This window comes from Chryseobacterium sp. IT-36CA2 (assembly GCF_949767875.1).
Classification (GTDB): Bacteria; Bacteroidota; Bacteroidia; order Flavobacteriales; family Weeksellaceae; genus Chryseobacterium.
This window is the reverse complement of record NZ_CATKPG010000026.1, coordinates 53687-64826: the sequence shown is the minus strand read 5'-3', so window position 1 is coordinate 64826 and position 11140 is coordinate 53687. Positions and strand designations below refer to the sequence as shown.

Annotated in this window: 14 protein-coding genes; all 14 read left to right on the top strand. The window is 35.3% G+C overall.

Annotated elements, in window-relative coordinates; all coding sequences use genetic code 11:
- The first annotated feature begins 256 nt into the window (after positions 1–256).
- Entirely contained in the window at positions 257–832 is a 576-nt protein-coding gene (locus ACM6F9_RS21825) for a TetR/AcrR family transcriptional regulator (protein ID WP_414847606.1), read from the top strand.
- 243 nt (positions 833–1075) lie between these two features.
- Positions 1076–2392, top strand: coding sequence for a phenylacetate--CoA ligase family protein (locus ACM6F9_RS21820; RefSeq protein WP_414847605.1), 1317 nt, complete (start codon positions 1076–1078; stop codon positions 2390–2392).
- Positions 2392–3477: a 2Fe-2S iron-sulfur cluster-binding protein gene (locus tag ACM6F9_RS21815; protein WP_414847604.1), complete on the top strand. Its 1086-nt coding sequence runs from the start codon at positions 2392–2394 to the stop codon at positions 3475–3477. Before ACM6F9_RS21820 ends, ACM6F9_RS21815 begins: the two co-directional genes overlap by 1 nt.
- A gap of 106 nt (positions 3478–3583) precedes the next feature.
- Positions 3584–4522 (top strand): 1,2-phenylacetyl-CoA epoxidase subunit PaaA, encoded by a 939-nt coding sequence (gene paaA / locus ACM6F9_RS21810; RefSeq protein ID WP_105684614.1) that lies wholly within the window; start codon positions 3584–3586, stop codon positions 4520–4522.
- Positions 4523–4634: 112 nt separating this feature from the next.
- A complete protein-coding gene (paaB, locus tag ACM6F9_RS21805) occupies positions 4635–4916 on the top strand; it encodes a 1,2-phenylacetyl-CoA epoxidase subunit PaaB (RefSeq protein ID WP_105703375.1) in 282 nt (93 codons plus the stop codon).
- A gap of 107 nt (positions 4917–5023) precedes the next feature.
- Positions 5024–5773 (top strand): 1,2-phenylacetyl-CoA epoxidase subunit PaaC, encoded by a 750-nt coding sequence (gene paaC / locus ACM6F9_RS21800; RefSeq protein WP_414847603.1) that lies wholly within the window; start codon positions 5024–5026, stop codon positions 5771–5773.
- A gap of 6 nt (positions 5774–5779) precedes the next feature.
- Positions 5780–6589 carry an alpha/beta hydrolase gene (locus ACM6F9_RS21795; protein ID WP_414847602.1) on the top strand — a complete coding sequence of 270 codons (810 nt, stop codon included), beginning with the start codon at positions 5780–5782 and terminating at the stop codon, positions 6587–6589.
- A gap of 3 nt (positions 6590–6592) precedes the next feature.
- Positions 6593–7057 (top strand): 1,2-phenylacetyl-CoA epoxidase subunit PaaD, encoded by a 465-nt coding sequence (gene paaD, locus ACM6F9_RS21790; RefSeq protein ID WP_414847601.1) that lies wholly within the window; start codon positions 6593–6595, stop codon positions 7055–7057.
- Positions 7058–7199: 142 nt separating this feature from the next.
- Positions 7200–8000, top strand: coding sequence for an enoyl-CoA hydratase/isomerase family protein (locus ACM6F9_RS21785; protein WP_414847600.1), 801 nt, complete (start codon positions 7200–7202; stop codon positions 7998–8000).
- A gap of 35 nt (positions 8001–8035) precedes the next feature.
- Positions 8036–8389, top strand: a complete 354-nt coding sequence (locus ACM6F9_RS21780) for a four helix bundle protein (RefSeq protein ID WP_414847599.1) — start codon at positions 8036–8038, stop codon at positions 8387–8389.
- A 40-nt stretch (positions 8390–8429) separates the two neighbouring features.
- Positions 8430–9563, top strand: a complete 1134-nt coding sequence (locus tag ACM6F9_RS21775; RefSeq protein ID WP_414847598.1) for a 3-hydroxyacyl-CoA dehydrogenase NAD-binding domain-containing protein — start codon at positions 8430–8432, stop codon at positions 9561–9563.
- 73 nt (positions 9564–9636) lie between these two features.
- Complete coding sequence (locus ACM6F9_RS21770) at positions 9637–9945, top strand: hypothetical protein (RefSeq protein WP_414847597.1); 309 nt, start codon at positions 9637–9639, stop codon at positions 9943–9945.
- A 9-nt stretch (positions 9946–9954) separates the two neighbouring features.
- On the top strand, positions 9955–10368 hold the full coding sequence (locus ACM6F9_RS21765; RefSeq protein ID WP_414847596.1) for a PaaI family thioesterase: 414 nt from the start codon (positions 9955–9957) through the stop codon (positions 10366–10368).
- Between the two features lie 31 nt (positions 10369–10399).
- The gene (locus tag ACM6F9_RS21760) at positions 10400–11095 is read left to right on the top strand and encodes a DUF6624 domain-containing protein (protein WP_414847595.1); all 696 of its coding nucleotides are present in this window, start codon (positions 10400–10402) and stop codon (positions 11093–11095) included.
- The last annotated feature ends 45 nt before the right edge of the window (positions 11096–11140 follow it).

Genomic DNA, 11140 nt, shown 5'->3' with positions numbered 1-11140 from the left:
TGGCTATATCGCAAAAACTGTTCAATTATTAAATTTACAAAAAAATAGGACAAATTTTCCGGATATTGTATTTTTAACGGAAATTTAACTTGACAAAATTTCCGATTTCGTAATTATTTCTTTGAAATCCATGAACAAAAAGTCACAGTAGGGCAAAATAGCTAAAGATTTAGACTGAACGGGAAGGGTATTTTTTCTTTTTATGATCAAAAAATGACCAGTTTAATTCAGAATAATTACTTTTGCATTTTACCAAATGGAACTAAAAGAAAAACAGAGAAAAATATTAGACGTAGCAGTAGAACTTTTCAAAGAGAAAGGGTATATGGGAAGTTCTGTAAGAGATCTGGCTACGAAACTCAATATCAAGGCAGCATCATTGTATGCACACATCCGTTCAAAGGAAGAAATTCTGGAATGGATTTGTTTTGGCATTGCTCAGGAGTTTTTCGATGAGCTTCAGGAAGTGAAAAATACAGATATTGCCCCAAGGGAAAAACTGAATCTCCTATTGGATAAGCACTTATCTGTCGTTCTTAAAAACCGCGATGTTACTCATATTTATTCTAATGAATGGAGACATCTTGAAGAAAAACTTCCCGAATTTGTAGAATTAAGAAAAAACTACCAACAGGAAGTTGAAGAATTGATTTCCGAGATCTACAAAGCTGAAAACTGGGAGCTGAAATCACCATCGTTCACCACTCGATTTATCCTTCATACCTTAAATAATTCCTATTTCTGGTTCAAAAGAAGCAGTGATTCTACAGATGCAATTACTGATGAAATAAGAGATAAAATTCTTTTTGGTCTGCTGGGAAACCAGAAATAATACCAGATCGCTTGTCATTGACTACGTCGAATCTTCGATTTCTGACGAAGGAAGAATCTCGTGACAGATTGTTAGATTTTTAAAAGATTCTTCTCTACACTTCGTTCCGCTCAGAATGACATAGGGCATAATTTTAACTACCTTTCTTATTTAGAATCATTCAAAATATGACAAAAGTCATAAAAATTTTGCCAGCTTCCAAAATCTTTTTAAATTTACACCTAACAAATGTTAGTTAGTTTTATGGATTTTTCAGTTGAATATCTGGAGCTGGGTCAGTTGAGACAGCTTCAATCCGACCGGTTGATCAGCCTGATCAGCTATTTGGGAGAGAAGTCGGAATTTTATAAAAAGAAATTTGATGAATTACAAATATCTCCACAGGATATAAGGTCGATTGAGGATATCGCTAAACTTCCTATTACTTACAAACAGGATTTAAGAGATAATTATCCGTTCGGGTTATTTACCGTTCCGAAAAATGAGCTTCAGCGAATTCACTGCTCAAGTGGAACTACGGGAAAACCGACTGTGGTAGGATATACCAAAGAAGATGTAGATCTTTTCAGTGAAGTAGTGGCGAGATCTTTACATGCAGCAGGCGCAAGACCGGGAATGCAATTGCATAATGCGTATGGTTATGGAATTTTCACAGGAGGATTAGGACTCCATTACGGTGCAGAAAAGTTAGGAATGAGTGTTCTTCCTATTTCAGGAGGGATGACGGCAAGACAGGTAGATCTGATTGTTGATTTTAAACCAGAAGTGATTTGCTGCTCACCTTCATACGCTTTAACAATTGCGGATGAGTTTGCAAAAAGAGGAATTTCTGCAGAAGAAATCAGTCTTAAATATGCAGTGCTAGGTTCAGAGCCATGGACGGAGATTATAAGAGGTCATATTGAAGAAAAATTAGGTGTACATGCAACCAATATTTATGGTTTAAGTGAAATTATCGGTCCGGGAGTTTCCATGGAAGATTTTGAAGAGAAAGGAGGGGCTTATATCTGGGAAGATCATTTCTATCCTGAAATTTTAGATCCGATTACCAAGCAGCCTGTTCCTTTCGGAGAAGAAGGCGTATTGGTGATTACCACTTTAACCAAAAAAGCAATGCCGCTTTTACGTTATTGGACGAATGATATTACAAGTCTTTACTACGATGAAAATGCCAAAAGAACAATGGTGAAAATGAAGCCCATTGTTGGCAGAGCAGATGATATGCTGATTGTAAGAGGAGTAAATGTATATCCAAGTCAGATTGAAGAAGCTTTTTCTTATGTAAGGGGAGTGGTTCCTAATTACTATTTGACTCCTGTAGAGAAAGAACATATGTGTATCGCTTTGGATATTGATGTTGAAATAGATGATGAATTGGTAAAATCTCAAAAAATAGAATCAAATACCGATGATTATTTTAATTTTGTCGGGAACTTTGGAAAAAACATAGAAAACGAAATAAAAAAGAGGGTAGGAATTACTACGAAAGTAAAAGTTCACGCTCAGGACAGCCTGCCGAAGTGCGAAGGTGGAAAAATTAATAGAATACTAAAAAAATAATGAATTCATTTTATAAACTTAAAACAGTTAAAGTTCAGAAAGATACTTCCGAAGCAGTGAATGTAGCGGTAGAAATCCCTGAAGAACTGAAAGATAAGTTCAGATTCAAACAAGGGCAGTATCTGAATTTCCGAATGATGATCAACGGAAATGAAGAAAGACGTTCTTACTCTATCTGCAACGCTCCAAGTGAAAAAGGCAATACGCTGGAAGTATTGGTAAAATTGCTTGAAGGCGGAAAAGTATCAGGGTATTTCAATGAACATCTTCACATGGATGAAGTGCTGGAAGTAATGCCTCCGATGGGTGGTTTCAATACTTCATATCACCCGACGAACGTAAAAACTTATGTTGGTCTGGCTGCAGGAAGCGGTATTTCTCCTGTTCTATCCAATATTAAAGAAAGCCTTTATCAGGAACCGAATTCAAATGCATATTTGTTCTACAGCAACAGAAGCATGAATCATGTGATGAAGAAAGGTGAAATCGATAAATTGGTGGAATCTTTTAATGGTAGATTGAAAGTTGTTTATTTAGTAAGCCGTGAAAAACATGAAGACCCAATTTTTGAAGGAAGAATTTCTCCTGAAAAATTAGATTTACTGTTTGAAAGATATACAGATATCGATGTAAAAGATGCAACCTATTTCATTTGCGGACCTTCGGAAATGATTAAGGGAATTGCAGACTATCTGAAGAAAGATAAAAAAGTACCTGCTATCCAGGTTTTATTTGAATATTTCACTGCTCCGGATGAAGAAAATACGGAGGAAATGAGTGATGAATTCAAGGCAATTGCCAATATTGAAAGTATGGTAACGGTAATCATTGATGATGATGAATATTCGTTCCACCTTAATTCTAAAAAAGAGAGTATCTTAGATAAAGCATTGAAAGATCAGCTTCCGGTTCCTTTCGCATGTAAAGGAGGCGTTTGCTGTACGTGTAAGGCGCAGGTTTTGGAAGGAGAAGTTTTTATGGAGAAAAACTATGCACTTACCGAAGAAGAAGTAGCCAGAGGCTTCGTTCTTACTTGCCAATGTCACCCTACAACCAATGTGGTGATGCTTAATTATGATGTTTAAGACAATTTGAAAATGAGAAAATGTGCTAATTTGAAAATGTCATTAACATATTTAAATTGCCCAATTCTCAAACTCTCAAATTATTTAATTTTCAAATTCAAAAAAGATGGACTTAGAAAAATTTGTTCAATACGTTCACGAAGAAAATAAAGTAGAACCAAAAGATGTAATGCCAGATGATTACAGAAAATTATTGGTTCGTCAGATTTCACAGCACGCTCATTCTGAAATTGTAGGAATGCTGCCGGAAGCGAACTGGATTTCCAGAGCGCCTTCATTGAGAAGAAAAATGGCTCTTTTAGCAAAAGTTCAGGATGAAGCAGGTCACGGCCTATATCTTTATTCTGCCACTGAAACTTTAGGAGACGGAAGCATCAGAGCAGACAGAGACGCTACTTATGATGATATGCTGGAAGGAAAAGCAAAATATTCAAGTATTTTCAACTATCCTACCTTAAGCTGGGCAGATATTGGTGCAATCGGTTGGTTAGTTGATGGTGCCGCCATTATGAACCAGGTAATGCTGATGGGGAATTCTTATGGTCCTTATTCAAGAGCAATGGTGAAAATCTGTAAAGAAGAATCTTTTCACCAAAGACAAGGCTACGAAATTCTGATGGCATTGTGCCGTGGTACAAAACAACAGAAAGAAATGGCTCAGGCTTCATTAAATCGTTTCTGGTGGCCGGCTCTAATGATGTTCGGACCTAACGATGACAGCTCGCCAAACTCTAAAATCTCTATGAACTACAGAGTAAAAAGAGAAAGTAACGATAACCTTCGTCAGAGATTTATAGACGTTACTGTTTCTCAGGCTGAATTCTTAGGATTAACCATTCCGGATAAAGATTTAAAATGGAATGAGGAAAGACAGCATTATGATTTCGGAGAACTTCCCTGGGATGAATTCATGGAAATTTTAAAAGGAAATGGACCTTGCAACAAAAAGCGTATCGAAACAAAACGAAAAGCGCAAAGAGAAAATTCTTGGGTAAAAGAAGCAGCGGCAGCTTTTGCAGAAAAACAACAAAAAGAAGTAATATAATAATGTAACAATATACCAATGTAAAAATGTAACAATCATTGTCATGCTGAGCTTGCCGAAGCATCTCATTGTTAAACTGGTACACTGATACATTGTTAAATTAATTTTAAATATGGCAAATTTAGATATATGGGAAGTGTTTATTCAAACTAAACCGGGATTATCTCATAAACATGTTGGAGTTGTACAGGCGCCAACAGCAGAAATGGCTTTGCAGAATGCAAGAGACGTTTATACAAGAAGAAAAGAAGGAACTTCTGTTTGGGTAGTTCCAAGTAAATATATTGTGACTTCAGAAGGGGTGGATAAAGAAGCATTCTTCGATCCGGCTGATGATAAACTTTACCGTCATCCAACTTTCTACGATATTCCTAATGACGTGAAAAATATGTAATTAAAATAAGACATTTAAGATCATAGACAGATAGATAAAAGACCTTAAGGTTTACTTGTCTATTTTCTATCCATCTATCATCCATCAGTCTTTAAATTTATTAAACAATGAACCCATTATATAATTATTTATTAAAACTAGCAGACGACAGTTTCATTATGGGACAGCGTTTGTCTGCATGGTGTGGTGAAGGTCCTTACTTAGAGGAAGATATTGCATTGACAAATATTGCGTTGGATGAACTTGGTCAGGCTAACAACTTTTATGTTTATGCTTCAAGAGTGATTGACAACGGAAAAAGTGAAGATGATATTGCATTTTTAAGATATGAGCATGAATACGTGAATGCTCATTGGGTAGAACTTCCTAATGAAGATTACGCACAGACTATTCTTAAAGTATACGTATTGTCTGTATATCAGAAACTGATGTATGAGGCATTATCAAACTCCGCTAATGAAGAACTTTCTGCAATTGCACAAAAATCTTTAAAAGAAGTAAGATACCACTATACTCACACTGCTTCATGGATGAAAATTTTCACCCAGGGAACAGTAGAAAGCCGTGAACGTTTGGTAAAGGCTATTGGAGATATCTGGGAATATACAAAAGGTCTTTTTGCTAAAACAGAAGGAGAAGACGATCTGGTTGCTTTGAATATTGCTCCCAATGCAGATGCTCTTTACGAAGAATTTATTGCCATTACCAAGAAAGATTTTGCAGATTTTGGTTTAGAATATCCGGAAAATGCTTTCATGCAGCCAAAATCAAGAACAGGATATCATACAGAGTATTTCGGATATATTCTTTGTGAACTTCAGTATATGCAGAGAGCATATCCTGGGTGTACCTGGTAGTAAGCTATGAAGAAGATGCTTCTGGGGATATTGGCTTTTTTTCTTGCGGCATATGTGATACTATGTGTTGGAATCTACTTCTATCAGGAGAAAATTATTTTTTATCCTGAAAAATTACCAGAGAATTACAAATTTAAATTTGATGGTGATTTTGAAGAAATGAAAATCAAGGCAAAGGATGGCAAGTATTTAAGTTCTGTTTTATTTAAAGCTCAAAATTCAAAAGGAGTTATCTTTTATCTTCACGGAAACGGCGGGTCTATAAAAGGCTGGGGAGAAGTAGCTCAGTTTTATCGAAGTATGAATTATGATACGATGATACTCGATTATAGGGGTTATGGAAAGAGTGAAGACAAAATTAGTAGCAAAGATCAGATTTTTTCGGATGTTGAAAGTGCTTACAAAGAGCTATTGAAAAGATATCCGGAAAACAAAATTATTATTTTAGGATATTCTGTAGGATCAGGATTAGCTGCAAAATTAGCATCCATGCATCACGCAAGATTATTGATTTTACAGGCACCTTATTACAGTATAGAAGATGAAATGAGCCAGAAATTCTCATTTCTTCCCAAGTTTTTACTGAAATATAATTTTGAGACTGGTAAATATTTAAAAACCGTTAAATCACCAGTTGTTATTTTTCACGGTGATAAAGATGAGGTTATTAATTATAATGCCTCTTTAAAACTTAAAAATAACTTTAAAAAAGAGGATAGCCTGATTGTATTAAAAGATCAGTATCACAACGGAATAACAGATAATTTGGATTATCAGAATGCAATGAAAGTAATTCTTGATTCTGATAAAAAATAAAATATGAATCAGCTTTTAGATTTATTAAAAACAATTCCCGATCCGGAAATTCCGGTCATTGATATCGTGGAGTTAGGAATTGTAAGAGATGCACAAGTCACAGGAGAAAATACCTGCGAAGTGGTCATTACACCTACCTATTCTGCCTGTCCTGCCATGTTTACTATTGAGGAGGACATTATCAAAATGATGAAGGAAAATGGATGGGATGCAAAAGTAGTAACCAAAATGTTTCCGATCTGGACAACAGACTGGTTAACGGATGAAGCGAGAGAAAAGCTCCGTGTGTACGGAATTACACCTCCGGAAAAAGGTGCAGACGAACATCACATCGGGAAACCGAAAAAATGTCCACGTTGCGGTTCTGTACATACTAAGCAGATCAGCAGATTTGGATCTACCTTGTGTAAGGCGTCTTATCAGTGTTTAGACTGTCTGGAACCTTTTGATTATTTTAAATGTCATTGATGATTTATTCATCAATTCAAAACAAATTTTACGGCTATGCAAAGCATAACGAAGGAATTGTTAGAATGTTAAATTATTAGACGGTTACATTAATTTATATTGTTAAATTAGTGCATTGTTAAATAATAAATTAATAAAAACTATGTATACACAACTCGATATTGAAACGCATTTTGACGGGAAGCTTAAAATCGCCTATCTTAATCAACCGGAAACCATGAATGCTCTTACAAAACCTTCATTATCAGATCTTAGAGATTTTGTTAAAGAATGCAATGAAGACGAAACAGTAAGATGTGTTGCCATTTCCGGAAGAGGAAGAGCGTTTTGCTCAGGTCAGAATTTGGATGAAGCATTTGTGGTAGGTACAGAACACCACGATCATGACATCATCAGAAAAATTGTGGTAGACTATTATAACCCCTTAGTGTTGGAAGTTACCCGTTGCAAAAAGCCAGTTATTGCTTTAGTAAACGGTCCTGCAGTAGGAGCCGGTGCGATGTTAGCTTTAATCTCCGACTTTGTTTTAGCAAATGAAAAAGCCTATTTTGCTCAGGCATTTTCAAATATCGGTTTGATTCCAGATACAGGAGGAACATACTTCTTACCGAAACTTTTAGGCAGACAATTGGCCAATTATTTAGCATTTACAGGTAAAAAATTATCTGCAGAAGAATCTAAAACTCATGGTCTTGTAGCAGAAGTTTTCACAGAAGAAGAATTCGTTCCAAAATCTATGGAAATTCTTGAAAGAATGGCAAATATGCCAACAGCTGCTCTTAAGCTTACGAAAAAAGCTTTTGCCAGTTCTTATACCAATACATTGAAAGAACAGCTGGAGCTGGAAGGAGATCTTCAACAGGAAGCTGCAGGTACAGAAGACTTCATTGAAGGAGTAAATGCTTTTTTACAGAAAAGAAAACCTAATTATAAAGGAAGATAATTAATTTGAAAATGAATTAATTTGAGAATTTGAAAATGAGAAATGACAAAGGAAATATTATTGTAAATAAGACTTTTGATTTCGCATTAAATATTATTGAATTTTCAGAAGATTTGTACGAAGCTAGAAAATTTCCTTTGGCAAATCAAATTTTTAAATCAGGAACTTCGATTGGAGCAAATGTTAAAGAAGCTCAAAATGCAGAAAGTAAGGCAGATTTTATTCATAAATTAAAAATTGCAGCTAAAGAAGCTGATGAAACAGAATATTGGCTTTTGCTATGCTTACAGTCTCCATATTTACAATCTCCGAACGAAAAATTAATATCTGATTTAAAAGAAATTCTATTAATTCTGTCTAAAATTATTTCAAGTTCGAAATTAAAATAATTTTCAAATTAATTCATTTTCAAATTTTCAAATTTAAAATATGAATGTAGGAATTATCGGTGCCGGAACCATGGGAATTGGCATTGCACAAGTAGCCGCAACGAACGGATGCAAAGTTTGGGTATATGACGCCAACTCAAAACAAGTAGAAACGGCAACAGTAGGTTTGGAAAAAACACTCACCAAATTGGTTGATAAACAAAAAATTTCAGCAGAGAAAATGACTGAAATTTTAGCTAATATTTCCATTGCTACAGAATTGAAGGATTTCAAAGATTGTGAACTCATCATTGAAGCCATCATAGAAAATAAAGAGATCAAAACCAAAGTGTTTACAGAACTTGAAAACTATGTTTCAGAAAGCTGTATCATCAGTTCCAATACATCATCTATTTCTATCACCTCTCTGGGTGCAGAACTAAAGAAACCGGAGCGTTTCATCGGAATTCACTTTTTCAATCCGGCTCCACTAATGCCTTTAGTGGAAGTTATTCCATCCTTATTAACAGAAAATACATTAGCAGAAAAAATCTACAACCTCATGAAAGAATGGGGGAAGGCTCCTGTTATTGCCAAAGATATTCCCGGATTTATCGTTAACAGAATCGCCAGACCCTATTACGGAGAAGGCCTAAGGATTGTTGAAGAAAACATCGCAACACCGGAACAGGTGGATGAAGCAATGAAAACATTGGGTAACTTCAAAATGGGACCTTTCGAATTGATGGATCTTATCGGAGTGGATGTCAACTTTGCTGTAACAACTACAGTTTATAAAGATTATTTCTACGATCCGAAATACAAACCTTCATTACTACAACAAAGAATGTCTGAAGCAAAGCTTCACGGAAGAAAAACAGGAAAAGGTTTCTATGATTACAGCGAGGGAGCAGAAAAACCTGTTGCTCAGAAAGACGATGCTTTATATCAGCAGATCTTTTTAAGAATCATTTCCATGCTGATCAATGAAGCGGTTGAAGCTAAAAGATTAGGTGTTGCGAATGATGAAGATATCGAGCTGGCAATGCAGAAAGGCGTAAACTATCCAAAAGGATTATTAAGCTGGGGTAAAGAAATCGGGTATGCAAAAATCTCCGAAACCCTTCAGAACCTTTACGAAGAATATCAGGAAGAAAGATATAGACAAAGCCCTTTGCTCCGTAAAATGAATTAGATAATTTGAAAATTGACTATAACGGGTTTCCATTTTCAAATTCTCAAATTTATTTAATTTTCAAATTAATATTATGAATATAGAAGAATTCAGAGCTGAGCTGGAGACCAGACTTTCAATTGAGAAACAGTATTTAACTCAGGAAGCTACCTCTGTGGATGAGCAGGAAAGGCTTGAGCTATTGGGGAAATTTAATGAAAAATACAGAGAATTGATTAAAAGATTAGCCAACGAAAACGGAATTGATTTAAATGAATCATATCCCTCTGAAAATTTATCAGACTCAGAAAGTCTTTCATACGAACAAATTATTCTGGGTAAAACCATGAATGTTTACGACAGGTTATCCGATGAGCTGTATGAAGAAATAACAAACATATAATTAATAGAAATGAATCCAAGACAAGTAGCAGATTATATGTTCAATCAGGATTATTTTTCCCAATGGATGAATATTAAGATGATTGAAGTAAAAGAAAATTACTGTTTAATAGAAATGCCAATTAAGAAGGATATGCTAAACGGGCTTAAGACAGTTCATGGCGGAGTTACCTTTGCATTTGCAGACTCTGCACTGGCATTTTCTTCCAACAATACCGGAGATGCAGCTGTAGCCTTAAACTGTATCATCAATTTTACCAAAGCAGGAAAAGAAGGTGATGTTTTCAGGGCAGAAAGTGTTTTGGTTAATGATACCAGAAAAACCGCTGTTTATGACATTCAGATTACCAATCAAAATCAGGAACTGATAGCCAAATTTGTAGGCACAGTCTACAAAATCGGGAAAAAAGTAACCGACTTATAAAAAACTAAAACCAGAAACCAGATTAAACAGAATGAAAAAAATAGTGGCACTGCTTTTCGGAATTTCAACTCTTCTGATCAACGCTCAACAGAAAGTGAATGAAGCTTTGAAAAAAGAATTGGATGAAATCATGAAGGTGGATCAGGGATACAGAATGCTTTTTGATACTGAGATTACTCCGGAGAAAAAAGAACAGCTGTTAAAAGATCTGAATATTGATCAGGAAGAATTTAAAAAGAAAAACTGGCTGTTGGTGGCAGAGCATGATAGCTTGAATATGCAGAAAATTGAAAGTATTATTACTCAATATGGATATCCCGGAAAGACACTTGTAGGAGAACCAACCAATCAGGCGGCCTGGTATGTAATTCAGCATTCCACCAAAATTGGAAAATATCTGCCTCTCATTAAGGAAGCCGGAAAAAAGAAAGAAATTCCTTTTACCTGGGTGGCTATGATGGAAGATAGATATCTGATGGGTGAAGACAAAGAACAGATCTACGGAACACAGGGAAAAGGAGAAATGACAAAAGATAAAGACGGAAAACAAATCTTTGTCAATTTTGTTTGGCCCATAAAAGATCTTAAAAATGTAGATAAAAGAAGAAAAGAAGCAGGCTTCGATTCTACCCTTGAAGAAAATGCCAAAAGAATCTTCGGAAAGGACTTCAAATATGAACCTTATACTTTAAAGCAGGCTTTAGAACTAAGAAATAAAAACAAATAAATCTGGATTGTTACACGGTTACATTACTGGATTATTATATTAAAA

Coding starts and splice junctions, on each gene's coding strand:
- ACM6F9_RS21825 (WP_414847606.1), top strand. CDS start 257: ATGGAACTAAAAGAAAAACAGAGAAAAATATTAGACGTAGCAGTAGAA.
- ACM6F9_RS21820 (WP_414847605.1), top strand. CDS start 1,076: ATGGATTTTTCAGTTGAATATCTGGAGCTGGGTCAGTTGAGACAGCTT.
- ACM6F9_RS21815 (WP_414847604.1), top strand. CDS start 2,392: ATGAATTCATTTTATAAACTTAAAACAGTTAAAGTTCAGAAAGATACT.
- paaA (WP_105684614.1), top strand. CDS start 3,584: ATGGACTTAGAAAAATTTGTTCAATACGTTCACGAAGAAAATAAAGTA.
- paaB (WP_105703375.1), top strand. CDS start 4,635: ATGGCAAATTTAGATATATGGGAAGTGTTTATTCAAACTAAACCGGGA.
- paaC (WP_414847603.1), top strand. CDS start 5,024: ATGAACCCATTATATAATTATTTATTAAAACTAGCAGACGACAGTTTC.
- ACM6F9_RS21795 (WP_414847602.1), top strand. CDS start 5,780: ATGAAGAAGATGCTTCTGGGGATATTGGCTTTTTTTCTTGCGGCATAT.
- paaD (WP_414847601.1), top strand. CDS start 6,593: ATGAATCAGCTTTTAGATTTATTAAAAACAATTCCCGATCCGGAAATT.
- ACM6F9_RS21785 (WP_414847600.1), top strand. CDS start 7,200: ATGTATACACAACTCGATATTGAAACGCATTTTGACGGGAAGCTTAAA.
- ACM6F9_RS21780 (WP_414847599.1), top strand. CDS start 8,036: ATGAGAAATGACAAAGGAAATATTATTGTAAATAAGACTTTTGATTTC.
- ACM6F9_RS21775 (WP_414847598.1), top strand. CDS start 8,430: ATGAATGTAGGAATTATCGGTGCCGGAACCATGGGAATTGGCATTGCA.
- ACM6F9_RS21770 (WP_414847597.1), top strand. CDS start 9,637: ATGAATATAGAAGAATTCAGAGCTGAGCTGGAGACCAGACTTTCAATT.
- ACM6F9_RS21765 (WP_414847596.1), top strand. CDS start 9,955: ATGAATCCAAGACAAGTAGCAGATTATATGTTCAATCAGGATTATTTT.
- ACM6F9_RS21760 (WP_414847595.1), top strand. CDS start 10,400: ATGAAAAAAATAGTGGCACTGCTTTTCGGAATTTCAACTCTTCTGATC.